General features: G+C 38.9%; 2 protein-coding genes. Both read right to left on the bottom strand.

What is annotated here, in order from left to right; genetic code table 11:
- The coding region (locus ACFIKE_RS10335) for an ATP phosphoribosyltransferase regulatory subunit (protein ID WP_375649775.1) at positions 1–263 on the bottom strand (263 nt) is incomplete at its 3' end.
- A gap of 351 nt (positions 264–614) precedes the next feature.
- On the bottom strand, positions 615–1,460 hold the full coding sequence (gene pyrF / locus ACFIKE_RS10340) for an orotidine-5'-phosphate decarboxylase (RefSeq protein ID WP_375649778.1): 846 nt from the start codon (positions 1,458–1,460) through the stop codon (positions 615–617).
- Positions 1,461–1,558 lie beyond the last annotated feature (98 nt).

Raw genomic sequence — 1,558 nt, forward strand, 5'->3', positions numbered from 1 at the left:
AGATCATAGCGCAAAGACATCCATTGCTCATCATCATCTTGTAGCGAAAAAACGCCCGCATTTGGACGATCTTCATCCGGTAAAAACTTACCCAGCACATCTGTATATTCAAAAATCGGTGTTTCCAGTGCTTCGAAGCCGTAAAGTTCATAAACTTCACGAATTTGCGCAATCATAGCTTCAGCGGCATACAACTGTGCACTTGTACGATCAATAAAACCACGGGGTAAACGGGCTTTGGTTTTTTCTTGTTTTGATGACATGTTTTTCTCTAACAATAATATGTATTCACAGATAACGTGTGTCTATCTTATAGAAACAAACGCTGCAATAACTTTATCAACTGGAAACTGGTAACAATATGCATAAGCTTTTGCTTTTAAAGGATGTAAACCTTTACCCTTAAGGCAATCGGCTGAAAATATTTGCACTTTCAATAGGAACGTAGCCCCCCCCACTCAACATGAAATGCCCACTTAACATTCAATGAAAAGACATCCGTGCTTTTTGAAAGAAAACACAAAGCAACTGTTGATTCTGGATAAATCGAAAGCATCCCCCTCAAAAGCACTCCCTCTCAGAATTCTTCAGATTTATTACAGATGCAAAAATTCTCAAGACATCAGTGTGCTTTGCGCTTGTTCTGTAAAATGATTGATAACATTTTTTAAATCAACAATATTTCGTCCAGCATCTGTAATAGAGCGTGATACAGAGGGAATAACATTCTGCCAGAGTCTTTGTGGAAATTGATGTGCTAGTTGTGTCATTGTTCCACCTTGAGCGCCAATACCAGGAACGAGAAACAGACTATTTTTTAACTGCTCGATTGTGTCTTTTGATTCAGATCCTAATGTCGCTCCTATAACCGCACCGATGGGGCCAATATTATGATGGAGAACCGGAGACTGAGAATTATAATTGCAAATGCACTGTGCAAGATGAAGAGAGAGTGTCTGATCACCAATAAGCGCATTTCGTATTTGTTTCCCCTCTGGATTAGAAGACTGAACAACCACAAAAACCCCTGCTCCTGTTTCTTCTGCAACTTTTATCAGAGGAATAAGAGCATCAAACCCCAAAAAAGGATTAACTGTGATGGCATCAGCTTTGAACGCACTGCTTGGACCCAGCCAAGCTTTACCATAGGCTTCAGCAGTAGAGCCAATATCTCCCCTCTTTGCATCCGCCAGAACCAATAAGCCTTGTTCGTGTGCATTTTCAATGAGTTCTTTGAGAGCTTGAAGACCATCCACACCATATAATTCAAAAAATGCGACTTGAGGCTTTATCATCCCCACTTTACCCACAACCGCTGTTAAGAGGATATCACAAAAATCTTTTAGACCTTTATAATCAAAGCTTAGTTTCCACGATTGCAAAACTTTATGGCTTGGATCAAAGCCAATACAAAGTGGTCCATAGATTTCACGATTTTTAAAAAAAGTTGAACGAAACATTTTATATCCTAACAAGGTCTCTCTTTAAACTTTTTGATACAATCAAAAAGAAAAGCATTTGTCAAAAGAATACAATGCTGAAAACACAAAGAAAGAGC

The sequence above is a fragment of the Bartonella sp. MU70NMGDW genome (genome assembly GCF_042194085.1).
Lineage (GTDB): Bacteria > Pseudomonadota > Alphaproteobacteria > Rhizobiales > Rhizobiaceae > Bartonella > Bartonella grahamii.